Annotated in this window: 14 protein-coding genes; 10 read left to right on the top strand and 4 right to left on the bottom strand. The window is 66.7% G+C overall.

The annotated features are described in order from the left end of the window. Positions 1-47: 47 nt before the first annotated feature. Positions 48-512 carry an Lrp/AsnC family transcriptional regulator gene (locus tag PAM7066_RS10440; protein ID WP_085854109.1) on the top strand — a complete coding sequence of 155 codons (465 nt, stop codon included), beginning with the start codon at positions 48-50 and terminating at the stop codon, positions 510-512. Between the two features lie 4 nt (positions 513-516). Here the strand turns inward: PAM7066_RS10440 and PAM7066_RS18955 are convergent, their stop codons facing one another. Both PAM7066_RS18955 and argH read right to left on the bottom strand, forming a co-directional pair. Further along, positions 517-675 (bottom strand): hypothetical protein, encoded by a 159-nt coding sequence (locus PAM7066_RS18955; protein WP_175484619.1) that lies wholly within the window; start codon positions 673-675, stop codon positions 517-519. After that, a complete protein-coding gene (gene argH / locus PAM7066_RS10435) occupies positions 672-2,069 on the bottom strand; it encodes an argininosuccinate lyase (protein ID WP_085854108.1) in 1,398 nt (465 codons plus the stop codon). The genes PAM7066_RS18955 and argH overlap by 4 nt, the downstream gene beginning before the upstream one ends. A 19-nt stretch (positions 2,070-2,088) precedes the next feature. Between argH and PAM7066_RS10430 the strand changes: the two genes are divergently transcribed. Both PAM7066_RS10430 and PAM7066_RS10425 read left to right on the top strand, forming a co-directional pair. After that, positions 2,089-2,622 carry a TlpA family protein disulfide reductase gene (locus tag PAM7066_RS10430; RefSeq protein ID WP_245749662.1) on the top strand — a complete coding sequence of 178 codons (534 nt, stop codon included), beginning with the start codon at positions 2,089-2,091 and terminating at the stop codon, positions 2,620-2,622. Between the two features lie 66 nt (positions 2,623-2,688). Continuing rightward, a complete protein-coding gene (locus tag PAM7066_RS10425) occupies positions 2,689-3,060 on the top strand; it encodes a hypothetical protein (RefSeq protein WP_085854106.1) in 372 nt (123 codons plus the stop codon). A 12-nt stretch (positions 3,061-3,072) separates the two neighbouring features. Here the strand turns inward: PAM7066_RS10425 and PAM7066_RS10420 are convergent, their stop codons facing one another. Together PAM7066_RS10420 and PAM7066_RS10415 are read right to left on the bottom strand one after the other, a co-directional pair. Next, positions 3,073-3,930, bottom strand: a complete 858-nt coding sequence (locus PAM7066_RS10420) for a D-amino-acid transaminase (RefSeq protein WP_085854105.1) — start codon at positions 3,928-3,930, stop codon at positions 3,073-3,075. Positions 3,931-3,975: 45 nt separating this feature from the next. Next, the gene (locus PAM7066_RS10415) at positions 3,976-4,779 is read right to left on the bottom strand and encodes an undecaprenyl-diphosphate phosphatase (protein ID WP_085854104.1); all 804 of its coding nucleotides are present in this window, start codon (positions 4,777-4,779) and stop codon (positions 3,976-3,978) included. Positions 4,780-5,010: 231 nt separating this feature from the next. On the opposite strand from PAM7066_RS10415, the gene PAM7066_RS10410 reads away from it, so the two are divergent. The 7 genes from PAM7066_RS10410 (at position 5,011) to queG (ending at position 14,624) form a co-directional block, all read left to right on the top strand. Next, positions 5,011-6,444, top strand: coding sequence for an NAD(P)-dependent oxidoreductase (locus tag PAM7066_RS10410; protein ID WP_085854103.1), 1,434 nt, complete (start codon positions 5,011-5,013; stop codon positions 6,442-6,444). A 261-nt stretch (positions 6,445-6,705) separates the two neighbouring features. Continuing rightward, on the top strand, positions 6,706-11,244 hold the full coding sequence (gene gltB / locus PAM7066_RS10405; RefSeq protein ID WP_085854102.1) for a glutamate synthase large subunit: 4,539 nt from the start codon (positions 6,706-6,708) through the stop codon (positions 11,242-11,244). A 104-nt stretch (positions 11,245-11,348) separates the two neighbouring features. Further along, complete coding sequence (locus PAM7066_RS10400) at positions 11,349-11,630, top strand: hypothetical protein (protein WP_085854101.1); 282 nt, start codon at positions 11,349-11,351, stop codon at positions 11,628-11,630. 49 nt (positions 11,631-11,679) lie between these two features. Beyond that, complete coding sequence (locus tag PAM7066_RS10395) at positions 11,680-11,913, top strand: hypothetical protein (protein ID WP_085854100.1); 234 nt, start codon at positions 11,680-11,682, stop codon at positions 11,911-11,913. Positions 11,914-12,005: 92 nt separating this feature from the next. After that, positions 12,006-12,719, top strand: a complete 714-nt coding sequence (mtgA, locus tag PAM7066_RS10390) for a monofunctional biosynthetic peptidoglycan transglycosylase (protein WP_085854099.1) — start codon at positions 12,006-12,008, stop codon at positions 12,717-12,719. A gap of 57 nt (positions 12,720-12,776) precedes the next feature. Beyond that, on the top strand, positions 12,777-13,442 hold the full coding sequence (gene fzlA, locus PAM7066_RS10385) for an FtsZ-binding protein FzlA (RefSeq protein ID WP_085854098.1): 666 nt from the start codon (positions 12,777-12,779) through the stop codon (positions 13,440-13,442). Between the two features lie 57 nt (positions 13,443-13,499). Then, positions 13,500-14,624 carry a tRNA epoxyqueuosine(34) reductase QueG gene (queG, locus tag PAM7066_RS10380; RefSeq protein ID WP_085854097.1) on the top strand — a complete coding sequence of 375 codons (1,125 nt, stop codon included), beginning with the start codon at positions 13,500-13,502 and terminating at the stop codon, positions 14,622-14,624. Positions 14,625-14,626 lie beyond the last annotated feature (2 nt).

Below are 14,626 nucleotides of genomic sequence, written 5' to 3'. Positions count from 1 at the left end.
GGAGATACCTTCGACATATGAAGCCATATGCAGGATATTCTTGCACGATGACCGAGTTGGACGCGATGGATCGGCGCCTTCTCCGGGCCTTGCAGAAGCGGGGGCGGCTTTCGAATGCCGAGCTGTCGGCAGAGGTATCCCTCAGTCCCTCGGCCTGCCACCGCCGCGTCGCCCGGCTGGAGCGGGAGGGAGTGATCGCCGGCTACGCCGCCCTGCTCGACCGCGAGGCGGTCGGCCGTCGGGTAACGGTGTTCGTCGAGATCACGCTGGCCGGCCAGACCGAAGAGGCGTTCGACGCCTTCGAGATCGCGGTCGGCCGAATCCCCGAGATCCTGGAATGCCACATGACGGCAGGCAGCGCGGACTACCTGCTGAAGGTCGTTGCCGCAGACAGCGAGGATTTCGCAAGCCTCCATCGCGGGCACCTCGCCAAGCTGCCCGGCGTGGCGAAGATGCAGTCCAGCTTTTCCCTGCGGCGGGTCCGCGAGACCACGGAACTGCCGATCGTCTAGCGTCTCAATCGTAGGAGCCTGAAACGCCGATCTGGGCGGTGCCCGAGATGTCGACGCCGATCCCTCCACCCGTCACCCGGACCTCGTCGTTGCGGGGCTCGGGGAGGCCGCTTTCCCCGCAGGCCGCAAGCAACAGGAGAAGTGCCGGGACAAGGCGGATCATGCGAGGCGTTCCTTCCACGAGGCGATCTGAGTGCGCACGTTGTCGGGCGCGGTTCCGCCGAAGGATGTGCGTGAGGCCACAGAATTGTCCACGCCCAAAACGTCGAACACGGCTTCGGTGATGTCGCCGTGGACCTCCTGCATTTCGGCAAGGCTCAGGTCCGGCAGGTCGCAGGCCTTGGCCTCGGCCTTCGCGACGAGCGTGCCGGTGACGTGGTGGGCGTCGCGAAACGGCAGGCCCGCCTCGCGCACCAGCCAGTCGGCAAGGTCGGTGGCGGTCGAGAAGCCGTGCCCGGCGGCGGCGCGCAGGGCATCGGGATTTGCCGCCATGTCGCCAATCATCCCGGTCATCGCGGCGAGCGACAGCATCAGCGTATCGGCGGCGTCGAAGACCTGCTCCTTGTCCTCCTGCATGTCCTTCGAATAGGCGAGCGGCAGGCCCTTCATCACCATCAGGAGGGCCGATTGCGCCCCGAAGATCCGGCCGATCTTGGCGCGGATCAGCTCGGCCGCGTCGGGGTTCTTCTTCTGCGGCATGATCGACGAGCCGGTCGAGAAGCGGTCGGACATCGCCACGAAGCGGAACTGGGCCGAGGACCAGATCACCAGCTCTTCGCTGAGGCGGCTGAGGTGCATCGCGCAGATCGAGGCGGCCGACAGGAAGTCGAGCGCGAAGTCCCGGTCGGACACTGCATCCAGCGAGTTGGCGCAGGGACGGTCGAAACCCAAGGCCTCGGCGGTGGCGTCGCGGTCGATGGGAAAGCTGGTCCCGGCCAGCGCGGCCGCACCCAACGGCGACTCGTTCATGCGCTTGCGCGCGTCTTTGAACCGCGACAGATCGCGGGACAGCATCTCGACATACGCCAGCATGTGGTGGCCCCAGGTCACCGGCTGCGCGGTCTGCAGGTGGGTGAAGCCGGGCATAACCCAGTCCGCCCCCTGCTCGGCCTGCCCCAGCAGCGCCTTTTGCAGCGCCGCGATGCCAGCGATGGCGGCGTCGCACTGGTCGCGGACCCAAAGGCGGAAATCGGTCGCGACCTGGTCGTTGCGCGAGCGGCCCGTGTGCAGGCGCCGGCCCGCGTCGCCGATTAGCTCGATCAGGCGCGCCTCGACGTTCATGTGGATGTCTTCCAGCGCCGCGGAAAACTTGAACGTGCCGCCCTCGATCTCTGACAAGACGGTGAGCAGGCCTTCACGGATGGCCTCGGCATCTTTATCGGTGATGATGCCCTGCGCGGCCAACATCGCCGCATGGGCGCGGGAGCCCGCGACGTCCTGGGCCGCCAACCGCTGGTCGAAGCCGATCGAGGCGTTGATCGCCTCCATGATCTGGTCGGGACCGCCGGCGAAGCGGCCGCCCCACATGGCGTTCGAGGAGCTGTCGGAATCGGACATGGACGACCTTTCGCGGAGGATGCAGGTGAGACTACTCGTTGCCGCTCTTTATCTGGCGCTTGGCGCTGCTGCAAATGCCGGCGACCTGTCGGGGGTCGAACTTGCGGGCGACATGCGCAAGCTGGTGGTCCACGAGGCACCCGAAGCCGTGCCGGCCCTGACCTTCGAGACGCCTGATGGCGAAACCGTCGCGCTGTCGGACTACGCGGGCAAGCCGGTCCTCCTGAACTTCTGGGCGACGTGGTGCGCCCCCTGCCGCGAAGAGATGCCGGCGCTCGACGCGATCCAGCAGAGCGGCGCGGCCGAGGTGGTGACAGTCGCGACCGGGCGGAACTCGATCGACGGGATCGAACGGTTCTTCGCCGAGACGGGTATAGAAGCGCTGCCGATCCTGCTGGACCCGAACCAGAGCGAGGCGCGCCAGATGGCCGTCCTTGGCCTGCCGGTCACGGTGCTGATCGACCCTGAGGGTCGCGAGGTCGCCCGCCTGACCGGCGGCGCGCACTGGGACAGCCCCGAGGCCGCCGCAGTGATCGAGGCGCTCGGTCAATAGGCGCGGCTCTTGAAAGCGGCGCAGCGGGGCGCCATGTCAGCGCGCATCCTTCAGACAAGGCATTCCATGGACCCTGCTGCCACACTCCTCGCCGCCGCCGCCGCGTTCGGCGGCATCACGGCGTTCCGCCGCTGGCGCGAGGGTTCGCTGCGCGGGGCCGATGGTGCCCGCAACGCCTGGCAGGCCGCCTTTCCCGGTGACCGGGTCCACAACTCGATCGTGGGCGAAGACGGCCGGGCGGCCCTGGTCGAGACGGATTGGGGCTGCGGCGTGATCTGCCAACGCGGCGCCCTCGCGCGGCGCCTCGACAAGGCTGCGACGGCTATCTCGGCGGACGGGCTGCATATCCACCTGCAAGACGACGCCGTGACGCGCGTGACAGTGAAGCTGAACCCCGCCGACGCGGCCCTCTGGCACGAGAAGATCAAAGGAAGCTAGGCGCCCGGTAACTCAGATGCCGGCCTTGCGGCTTTCCTCGAGGTAGATCTCCCGCAGACGCTGCGCCACCGGGCCCGGAGCGCCTTTCCCCACGGCGACGCCGTCGATCTCGACCACCGGCGTGACGAAAGTGGTGGCGGAGGTGACGAACGCCTCGTCGGCGGCCTGTGCCTCCTCGATGGTGAAGGCGCGCTCTTCCACCTTCATCTGCGCCTCTCGGGCGAAGCGAAGGACGGCGGCGCGGGTGATGCCGTGGAGGATCTCGGGACCCAATTGCCGCGTCACGATCACGCCGTCCTTGACGATGTAGGCGTTGTTCGACGTGCCCTCGGTTATCGCACCGTCCTCGACCATCCAGGCATCGTCGCACCCTTTCGCCTTGGCCGCCATCTTGCCCATCGACGGGTAGAGAAGCTGCACCGTCTTGATGTCCCGGCGGTCCCAGCGGAGATCGGGCACTGTGGCGACCCTGATCCCCGTTCTGGCCGCCGGACTGTCGGCCAGACCTGGCTTGGACTGGGTGAACAGCACCACTGTCTGAGCCGTGCCCTCGGGTGGATAGGCGAAGTCGCGATCCGCAGCGCCCCGCGTGACCTGCAGATAGACCATGCCATCCTCGATCCGGTTCTCGGCAACCAGGCGGCGGTGGATCTCGAGCAGCGCGTCGCGGGTCATGGGCATGCCCATGTCCAGCTCGGCCAGGCTGCGTTCAAGGCGGACGGCGTGCCCCTCGAAGTCGATCAGCTTGCCGCCGAGGACGCTCGTGACCTCGTAGACGCCGTCGGCGAAAAGGAAGCCCCGGTCGAAGACGCTGATCTTCGCGTCTTCCTCGGGCAGGTAGTCGCCGTTGACATATACGGTGCGGGACATGGGGAGCCTCCTTCTACGCGGCGCCGGTGTAGCCCCCCGCCTTTGTCAAGTATAGGCCCAGATCAGCAGGCCCGTGCCCAGGATCATGCGGTAGATGACGTAGGGCGTGAAGCTGACGCTCTCGAGCAGGCGGAACATCAGCTTCAGCGCGAGAAGCGCCGCCAGGAGCGACAGGAAGGCGACGATGGCGGCATCGCGGATCACGCCTGCGTCGGTCGTCCCGATCAGGTCGAGCGACAGGAGCATGCCGCTCGCCAGGATCGTCGGGATGGACATGAGCATCGACAGCTTGGCCGCATCCTTGCGGGTGTACCCCAGGGCCCGCCCGCCGGTGATGGTGATGCCTGACCGCGACGTGCCGGGGACCAGCGCGATCACCTGCCACAGGCCCATGATGACGGCATCCTTGAGCGTCCAGTCCGAGGCCGTGTGCTGCTCGGGCGCGCGCTGGTCGAAGTACCACAAGACCAGGCCGAAGATGATCGTGGTCCACCCGATAACCGCGACCGAGCGCAAGGCGTCCGAAAGGTCCAGAACGCTCAGGATCAGGCCGGCGATGATGACGGGGACCGTGGCGACGGCAAGGCAGAGCGCGAGCCATGCGCCAGGCTCATCGACCCGCCCGCGAACCAGCGACGGCAATCCGGCGACGGCGACGCGGACGTCCGCCCAGAAGAACAGGATTACGGCGCCAAGGGTGCCGACATGGGCGGCAACGTCGATCAGCAGGCCCTGATCGACATGTCCCGTCAGCGCGGGAAGCAGGACCAGGTGGCCCGAGGACGAGATGGGCAGGAACTCGGTGATGCCCTGCACGAGGGCCACGAGGACGAGATAGAAGAGAGGCATTCGAGCGCGCTCCGGTGAAGTGTCGCGCGGGGTATACGCCGCACTCCAAGATCTGGAAATGCCGAAGGTAGGTCCGGACAGGCCTCATTTTCCTGTGATTCTCCTTCGGACCCGAATGACGGAAGTTCGATAGCGAAAAAATAGGTTAGCTTTGGTGACCTACTTGGTAATTTCCCCTTTTCCGGAACGGAAAAATCGGTATAGGAGAGAGCGTCACAGGAGGGATGTGCCTTGGCCAAAGAGAAGATGCTCAAGTTCACGACGATTCAGCGGTCGATGCCAGACAAGCGCACCGCGGACGACCGCAAGGCGGATTTCGACGAGATCTATGCCGAATTCTCGGACGAGAAGGCGGGCGAGCAGGCCGGGCGGTGCAGCCAGTGCGGCGTGCCCTATTGCCAATCGCATTGCCCGGTGAACCACAACATCCCCGACTGGCTGCGCCTGACGGCCGAAGGGCGCCTGGAAGAGGCGTATTTCCTCGCGCAGGAAAACAACACCTTCCCCGAGGTCTGCGGCCGCATCTGCCCGCAGGACCGCCTGTGCGAGGGCAACTGCGTGATCGAGCAGTCGGGCCACGGCACCGTCACCATCGGCGCGGTCGAGAAATACATCACCGATACCGCCTGGGAGCAGGGCTGGGTGAAGCCGATCACCAACCGCGGCGAACGGCGCGAGAGCGTCGGCATCATCGGCGCGGGGCCCGGCGGGCTGGCGGCGGCGCATATGCTGCGGCTCGAAGGGGTGCAGGTCACGGTTTACGACCGCTACGACCGCGCCGGCGGGCTGATGGTCTACGGCATCCCCGGCTTCAAGCTGGAGAAGGACGTGATCGAGCGGCGGGTCAAGTGGCTCGAGGAGGGTGGCGTCACTTTCCGGATGAATTGCAACGTGGGCACCGACATCTCGTGGGACGAGGTGCGCGGCGCGCATGATGCGGTGCTGATTGCCACCGGCGTCTACAAGTCGCGCGATCTTCAGGCGCCGGGCATCGGCGCCAGGGGCATCGTGCGGGCGATCGACTACCTGACGGCCTCGAACCGCAAGTCCTTCGGCGACGACGTGCCCGAGTTCGACAGCGGCGAGCTGAATGCCGAGGGCAAGAAGGTCGTCGTGATCGGCGGCGGCGACACGGCGATGGACTGCCTGCGCACCGCCATCCGGCAAGGCGCGACCAGCGTCAAATGCCTGTATCGCCGGGACCGGACGAACATGCCGGGCTCGCAGCGCGAGGTGCAGAACGCCGAAGAGGAAGGCGTCGAATTCGTCTGGCTGTCGGCCCCCAAGGGGTTCACCGGCGAGGATGTCGAGGGCGTCATGGTCAGCCGGATGCGGCTTGGCCAACCCGACGCGACGGGGCGGCAGGTGCCGGAGATCATCGAAGGCTCGGACTATGTCGAAGAGGCCGACCTGGTGATCAAGGCGCTGGGGTTCGAGCCCGAAGAGCTGGCGAAGCTGTGGGGTGTGGACGGGCTGGAAGTGACCCGCTGGGGTACCGTGCTGGCTGATTTCCGCACGCACGAGACGTCGCTTCCCGGCGTCTATGCCTGCGGGGACATCCAGCGCGGCGCGAGCCTTGTGGTCTGGGCGATCCGCGACGGGCGCGAGGCGGCGCAGGCGATCATGGCGCAGTTCGCCGGGGCCTCGGCCGTGGCGGCCGAATAGTCGCACCCGGCGGCGTCGGAAAACTGTCGGACTCGCGTCGGAGAAACGTGAGACTCTTGTAAGAGAATCGTAGGACATCGCGCGCGCGCAGCGCGCGGTAGGAAACGGGAAAGGTCGCGGATCGTGACCTTTCCATTCCAGGACATTCCGCCCCCCGCCGGTGACGGCCGGGGGCTCTCGCACCCGGACCCCCGGGAGTATTTGACGCAAGATGAAGGAGGGGCGCAGGTCCCACCCTTCCCCGGTCGAGGAGATGTTGTCATGACGAAGCACGATGCCGAATGGGTCGCCCGCGAGGAAGCCAAGCGGGCCTTCATGGCCGAGAATTCGCTTTACACTCCCGAGGACGAACATGCCTCCTGCGGTGTGGGCTTCGTCGTGTCGATCGACGGGTCGCGCCAGCGGCGCGTTGTCGAGAAAGGCATCGCGGCGCTGAAGTCGATCTGGCACCGGGGTGCCGTGGACGCGGACGGGCGCACCGGCGACGGGGCGGGTATCCACGTGCAGATCCCGCGCAAGTTCTTCGAGGACATGATCGTCCGCACCGGCCACACGCCGAACGAGGGGCAGCAGCTTGCCGTGGGACAGGTCTTCTTGCCGCGCACCAATTTCGGTGCGCAGGAGACCTGCCGGACCATCGTCGAAACCGAGATCCTGCGGATGGGCTACTTCATCTACGGGTGGCGGCACGTCCCCGTGGACACGGCCTGCCTCGGGTCCAAGGCCAACGCGACGCGCCCCGAGATCGAGCAGATCCTGATCTCGAACTGCAAGGGCGTGGACGAAGAGACGTTCGAGCGCGAGCTTTACGTCATTCGTCGTCGGATCGAGAAAGCCTCGGCCGCCGCGGGCGTGGGGCAGCTTTACATCTGCTCTCTGTCCTGCCGGTCGATCATCTACAAGGGCATGTTCCTGGCACAGGACGTGGCCGAGTTCTATCCCGACCTGCTCGACGAGCGGTTCGAGAGCGCCTTCGCGATCTACCACCAGCGCTATTCGACCAACACCTTCCCGCAATGGTGGCTGGCCCAGCCCTTCCGCATGTTGGCCCATAACGGCGAGATCAACACGCTGAAGGGCAACATCAACTGGATGAAGAGCCACGAGATCCGCATGGCGAGCGCCACGTTCGGAGAGCTGGCAGAGGACATCAAGCCGATCGTGCCGCAAGGCTCGTCCGACTCGGCGGCGCTGGATTCGGTGTTCGAGGTCCTGGTGCGCTCGGGCCGGTCGGCGCCGATGGCGAAGACGGTGCTTGTCCCTGAGTCCTGGTCCAAGCAGGCCGAGGAACTGCCCGAGGCGTGGCGGGACATGTATTCCTACTGCAACTCTGTGATGGAGCCGTGGGACGGCCCTGCCGCCTTGGCGATGACGGACGGGCGCTGGGTGTGCGCCGGCCTCGACCGGAACGGGCTGCGTCCGATGCGCTATGTCGTGACGGGCGACGGGCTGGTGATCGCCGGGTCCGAGGCCGGGATGGTGCCGATCGACGAGGCGAGCGTCGTCGAGAAGGGCGCGCTTGGCCCCGGACAGATGCTGGCCGTCGATATCGAAGAGGGCAAGCTCTACCACGACGCGCAGATCAAGGACCGGCTGGCGGCCTCGCAGCCGTTCGGCGAGTGGGTCGGCAAGATCAACGAGTTGGACGAAGAGCTGGCCAAGGTGGACGAGCGCCCGCTGTTCGACGGGCTTGACCTGAAGCGCCGCCAGATCGCGGCCGGGTATTCGCTGGAAGAGATCGAGCAGATCCTCGCCCCCATGGCCGAGGACGGCAAGGAGACGCTGGCGTCGATGGGCGACGACACGCCCTCGGCCGTGCTGTCCGAGACCTACCGGCCGCTGTCGCATTTCTTCCGGCAGAACTTCAGCCAGGTGACGAACCCGCCGATCGACTCGTTGCGCGAGTTCCGGGTGATGAGCCTGAAGACCCGGTTCGGGAACCTCAAGAACGTGCTGGACGAGTCCTCGGCCCAGACGGAAATCCTGGTGCTGGATTCACCCTTCGTCGGGAACGCGCAGTTCGACCGGATGGTCGAGGCGTTCAACGCGCCCATGGTCGAGATCGACTGCACGTTCGAGCCGGGCCATGGCTTCGGGACGCTGCGCAAGGAGCTGGACCGTATCCGTGACGCGGCCGAGGATGCGGTGCGTTCCGGAGCCGGGCATATCGTGCTGACCGACCAGGGCGTGGGCGAGGATCGGGTGGCGATGCCGATGATCCTGGCGACGAGCGCGGTGCATTCGTGGCTGACGCGCAAGGGGCTGCGGACCTTCACCTCGATCAACGTGCGCGCGTCCGAATGCATCGACCCGCATTACTTCGCGGTCCTGATCGGCTGTGGTGCCACCACGGTGAACGCCTATCTGGCCGAGGACACGCTGGCCGACCGGATCGGGCGGGGGCTGCTGGATTGCTCGCTGACAGAAGCCGTGGCGCGGTATCGCCGGGCGATCGACGCGGGGCTTCTGAAGATCATGTCGAAGATGGGCATCAGCGTGGTCTCGTCGTACCGGGGTGGTCTGAACTTCGAGGCGGTCGGACTGAGCCGTGCCATGTGCGCCGAGTTCTTCCCCGGCATGCAGAGCCGGATCAGCGGCATCGGGGTGAACGGCATCCAGATGAAGGCCGAAGAGGTCCACGCCCGCGGGTTCCGGGGCGGCAAGGACGTGCTGCCCATCGGCGGGTTCTACAAGGCGCGCCGCTCGGGCGAGACGCATGCCTGGGAAGCGACCTCGATGCACATGCTGCAGATGGCCTGCAACAAGGGCAGCTTCCAGATGTGGAAGCAGTACTCGGCGAAGATGCAGGGCGCGAAGCCGATCCACCTGCGCGACCTGATGAACTTCAAGGCGCTGGGGCAGCCGATTCCGCTGGAAGAGGTCGAGAGCATCACCTCGATCCGCAAGCGGTTCGTGACGCCGGGGATGTCGCTGGGGGCGCTGTCGCCCGAGGCGCACCGGACGCTGTCGATCGCGATGAACCGGATCGGCGCGAAGTCGGATTCGGGTGAGGGCGGCGAGTCGCCCGAGGACTTCACGCCCGACTCGAACGGCGACAACCGGTCGGCCAAGATCAAGCAGGTGGCATCCGGGCGCTTTGGCGTGACGGCGGAATACCTGCTGCATTGCGAAGAGCTTGAGATCAAGGTCGCGCAAGGCGCCAAGCCCGGCGAGGGTGGACAGCTTCCGGGCATGAAGGTGACGCAGCTGATCGCGAAGCTGCGGCATTCGACGCCGGGCGTGACGCTGATCTCGCCGCCGCCGCACCATGACATCTACTCGATCGAAGACCTTGCGCAGCTGATCTACGACCTGAAGCAGATCAACCCGAAGGCCAAGGTGACGGTGAAGCTGGTCGCCTCCAGCGGCGTCGGCACGATTGCGGCGGGCGTGGCGAAGGCCAAGGCCGACATCATCCTGATCTCGGGGCATAATGGCGGCACGGGGGCGTCTCCGGCGACCTCGATCAAGTATGCCGGCCTGCCGTGGGAGATGGGCCTGACCGAGGCGCATCAGGTTCTGGCGATGAACGACCTGCGCAGCCGCGTGACCTTGCGCACCGATGGCGGCCTGCGCACCGGGCGTGACATCGTCATGGCGGCGATGATGGGTGCCGAGGAGTTCGGGATTGGCACCGCCGCGCTGATCGCCATGGGCTGCATCATGGTCCGCCAGTGCCAGTCGAACACCTGCCCGGTGGGCGTCTGCACGCAGGACGATGCGCTCCGCGAGAAGTTCACCGGCAACGCCGAGAAGGTCGTGAACCTGATTACCTTCTATGCGCAGGAGGTTCGCGAGATCCTGGCCGAGATCGGTGCGCGCAGCCTGCACGAGGTGATCGGCCGGGCCGATCTGCTCAGCCAGGTCAGCCGCGGGTCGTCGCACCTGGACGACCTGGACCTCAACCCGCTGCTGGTGACCGTCGATGAGAATGGCGACATCCGCTACGACCACAACCAGCCGCGCAACGAGCCCGACGATACGCTGGATGCCGAGATCGTGCGCGACGCGCAGCGGTTCCTGGAGGATGGCGAGAAGATGCAGCTGTCCTACGCGGTGCAGAACACGCACCGCACCGTGGGCACCCGCACGTCGAGCCACATCGTGCAGAAGTTCGGGATGCGGAACCGGCTTCAGCCCGACCACCTGACCGTAAAGCTGACGGGCAGTGCCGGGCAGTCGCTGGGGGCCTTCGCGGCGCCGGGGCTGAAGCTCGAGGTTTCGGGCGATGCCAACGACTATGTCGGCAAGGGCTTGTCAGGGGGCATCATCGTGGTGCGCCCGCCGATGGTCAGCCCGCTGGATGCGGCGGCGAACACCATCATCGGCAACACCGTGCTTTACGGCGCGACCGAGGGCTACCTTTTCGCCGCAGGTCGTGCGGGCGAGCGGTTCGCGGTGCGCAACTCTGGCGCGCATACGGTGATCGAGGGCTGCGGATCGAACGGCTGCGAGTACATGACCGGCGGCATCGCGGTGATCCTGGGCGAGATCGGCGCCAATTTCGGGGCCGGCATGACCGGCGGCATGGCGTTCCTCTACGACCCCGAAGGCCGTGCCGAGGGGCTGATGAACATGGAAACCCTCGTCGCCTGCCCGGTCACCACCGAGCATTGGGTCAACCTTCTGAAGGGGATGGTCGAACGCCACCACGCCGAGACCGGCTCGCGCCGCGCGGCGAGCCTGCTGCAGAACTGGGAGGTCGAGCTGCCGAAATTCGTGCAGGTCTGCCCGAAGGAGATGCTGGGCAAGCTGGACCATGTCGTCGGGATCGAGGACACGGCTATCCCGGCCGAGTGACCGGAAGGGCGCCCTGCGGGGCGCCCTTTTTCGTTGAGCCGATCGGCGCCGCCCCGATTTGCGTTTCGCAAATCGCCCCTATGTCGGGGGTCAGGAGGTGCAATATGGCTCAACTTCTCATTCAGGCACTCGACAAGCTGGAAGCTGGCGATTGGGAGGGCGCGCATCGGATCGCGCTGGAATTCGACGGGCCGAGCTCGGCGTGGCTTCACGCCCACCTGCATCGGGTGAAAGGCGACGAGGAGATGGCCCGCGAATGGTACGCCAAAGCCGGCCGCGACCCGTTCGAGGGCGACGTGACCGAAGAACGCTACGCCCTGCGCCAGGAGCTGACCTCGGGGGTCGAAGGGATGCTCGGCCAGAAACCCGAGACCGACCCGACCTGATGCCAGCCGCTCGCTTCGTCCTAGATCAAGGATCAGAGGGAGCGAGACCATGAGCCGATGGCTGATCGACGCACTGGACCGGTTGGATGCTGGCGACTGGGACGGCGCACATGAACTCGCGCAGGCCGACGAGACCGACGCGGGCGCGTGGCTGCACGCGCATCTGCACCGGATCGAGGGCGACGAGGCCAACGCCAATTACTGGTACCGGCGCGCTGGTCGGACGCCGTTCACCGGCACGATCGAGGACGAGCGGACTGCCCTGCGCGACGCCCTGCGCTGAACCCGGGGCCGTACGGGCACGGTCGGCGGACCTGGGTGCTGCGGCGTGTCGGGAAGGCTTGACCGCCCTGCCCCGACGCGGGAAATCGGGGCATGGCGAAACGTGATAAAGCGAAGAAGCGCGCCCCGACCGGGCAGCGGGTGCGGCGGTGGCTCTGGCGTGGGGCACTGGGGCTGGTGGCGTTCGCACTGGCAGCCGTGGGCCTGTATGTCGTGGTGAACCCGCCGACGACCCCGTACATGATCTCGGAAAGCCGGCGCCTGGGCGGCGTCGATCATGAGTGGACGTCGCTGGACGAGATCGCACCCGAGATGGCGCGATCGGTCGTCGCCGCCGAGGACGCGCGGTTCTGCCAGCATTGGGGCTTCGACGTCGCCGCGATCCGTGCGGCCATCGACGCGGGAGGGGCGCGTGGGGCCTCGACCATCTCGCAGCAGGTCGTGAAGAACGTCTATCTCTGGCAGGGGCGCAGCTGGCCGCGCAAGGCGCTCGAGGCCAGCCTGACCCCGCTGGTCGAGGCGTTCTGGTCCAAGCGCCGCATCGTCGAGGTTTACCTGAACGTGGCCGAGTTCGGCGAAGGCGTCTTCGGCATCGACGCCGCTGCCCGCGAGGCGTTCGGGGTGTCGCCGTCGGAGCTGACGCCGACGCAGGCGGCGCGGCTGGCGGCGGTGCTGCCAAACCCGAAGGAGCGTTCGGCTGCGGATCCGACGGATGCGCTGCGCCGGCGGGCCGCGCAGATCATGGACGGCGCCGCCACCATTGCGCGGGACGGCCGGGCGGACTGCTTCGATCGGGCTGCGGGTTGAAGGCGGCGCCGGGACAAGGCAGTTAGGGACGGTATCAGGTAAAGGATTTTGCCGCCGATGTACTCGCTCTATCATGCGCCGCTTTCCCCGTTCTGCCGCAAGGTGCGGCTGGTGCTGGCCGAGAAGAAGATCGAGGTGAAGCTGGTCGAGGAGCGCTACTGGGAGAAGGACACCGACTTCCTGCGGCGCAACCCGGCCGGCAAGGTCCCGATCCTGCGCGCCAACGGCAAGAACATGCCGGAAAGCCAGGCGATCTGCGAATGGCTCGAGGCGAAGCACCCCGAGCCCGCGTTGATGCCCGAGGACGCGGATGCGGCCTACGAGGTGCGCCGACTCTGCGCCTGGTTCGATGACGCGTTCTTCAATCAGGTGACGTCGAACCTGCTCTACGAGCGGGTCAACAAGAAGGTGCAGGGCGCGGGCTACCCGGACTCGAGCAAGGTCAAGGCGGGGGCCAAGGCGGTGAAGTTTCACCTCGACTACATGGCGTGGCTGCTGGAGAAGCGTCGGTGGCTGGCGGGAGACGTGATGACGCTGGCCGATTTCGCCGCCGCCTCGCATCTCAGCGCGCTCGACTACACCAGCGACGTGGATTGGGCGCGTCACGATGTGGTCAAGGAGTGGTACGCCAAGATCAAGTCGCGCCCGGCATTCCGGGGAATCCTGTCGGACGTGGTGCCGGGCTTCATGCCCCCGCCGCATTATGCCGACCTCGATTTCTGAGAACGGACGCCGCAGGGCCCCCTCGCGATTTGACCCCGTCCAGACTATCTGGGCAAGATGAAGACGCTGAAAGACGCCCTCGAGGACTACGCGTTGGAAGCCGGATTCGCCAAGATGGGCGTCTGCCGGCCCGACGCCGTGGCCGAGGCCGGGGCGCGGCTCGACACCTTCCTGGGCGAGGGTCGGCAGGGCCAGATGCACTGGATGACCGAGAAGCAGGCCTGGCGACGCGATCCCCGCGCGCTGTGGCCCGAGGCGCGTTCCGTCGTGATGCTGGCCGAGAGCTATACGCCCGGGCACGATCCGCTGGACGATGTGGGGCTGCGCGACCGGGGCGCGGTCAGCGTCTATGCGCAGGGGCGCGACTACCATGACGTGGTGAAGAAGCGGCTGAAGAAGGTCGGGCGCTGGTTCATGGAGACTGTCGAGAAGGGTGGGTATCGGTCGGCAGATGGCAAGTGGGTGCCGCTCTCGGCGGATGCTGTGCATCCGCCTGCCGCGCTCGGGGCGGAGTCTGCGCCTCCGCCGGAGATCAAAGTCTTCGTCGATACGGCGCCGGTGATGGAAAAGCCGCTGGCCGCCGCCGCCGGGCTGGGCTGGCAGGGCAAGCATACGAACCTGCTGGGACGGGACCTGGGGAACTGGGTGTTCCTCGGGGCGATCTTCACGACGCTGGAGCTGGAGCCCGACGCGCCCGAGGCCGAGCATTGCGGGTCGTGCCGGAAGTGCCTCGACATCTGCCCGACGAACGCGTTTCCGGCGCCCTTCCAGCTCGATGCGCGGCGTTGCGTCAGCTACCTGACGATCGAGCACAAGGGCCCGGTGGACGAGGCGTTGCGGCCGGGGCTGGGCAACCGGATCTATGGCTGCGACGACTGCCTCGCCGTCTGCCCCTGGAACAAGTTCGCCGTCGAGGCCCGGGACATGCGCCTGTCCCCGCAGCCCGGGCGGCGGGCGCCCGCACTGGCCGAGCTGGCGCAGTTAAACGACGCGGGCTTCCGCGAGATGTTCTCGGGCTCGCCCATCAAGCGGATCGGGCGCGACCGGATGGTGCGCAACGTCTGCTACGCGATCGGCAACTCGGGCGATGCGTCCCTGTCACAGGTGCTGGAGCCTTTGACGCGCGATCCCGACCCGGGTGTTGCGGATGCGGCACGCTGGGCTAGGCTGCGGCTCAGCTAAGC

The organism is Palleronia marisminoris, from assembly GCF_900172315.1.
Lineage (GTDB): Bacteria > Pseudomonadota > Alphaproteobacteria > Rhodobacterales > Rhodobacteraceae > Palleronia > Palleronia marisminoris.
Note: the sequence above shows the minus strand (reverse complement) of the source record. Positions and strands in the feature narration are given on the sequence as shown.